1 protein-coding gene is annotated in these 357 nt (G+C 66.4%); it reads right to left on the bottom strand.

The features are described from left to right. Positions 1 to 357 (bottom strand): porin (locus tag HA630_RS00520; RefSeq protein ID WP_166832029.1); only part of this gene is annotated, 357 nt, incomplete at both ends.

The following is a 357-nucleotide window of genomic DNA, read 5'->3' on the forward strand; positions in this document are numbered from 1 at the left end:
GCGGGCCACGCCAAAGTTGTACGCGCCCGACAGGGCGGTGTACTCGCGGTCGCTGCCGGGGGTGGATTCGTGCTTCTGTTCCTGGTAGCCCAGGCCCAGGTCCAGCGCGCCGGCCTTGTAGCGCAGGTTGTACGCGATGGTGTCGCGCTTGACCGGGCTGGGTTCTTCGTCCAGGCCCAGGCTCACGCCGACGGTGAAGCCGCTGAACGAGGGGGACTCGTAGCGGATCTGGTTGCTGGCGCGGCTGGAGTAGTCGCCAATGCCGGTGCCGTACACGTTTTTGGTGGGGGTGAACTCGGAATCCCACAGGCTGCTGCTGACGGCCAGGTCGCGGATGTCGTCGAAGCTGGTGTCGGT

Source organism: Aquabacterium sp. A08 (assembly GCF_011742065.1).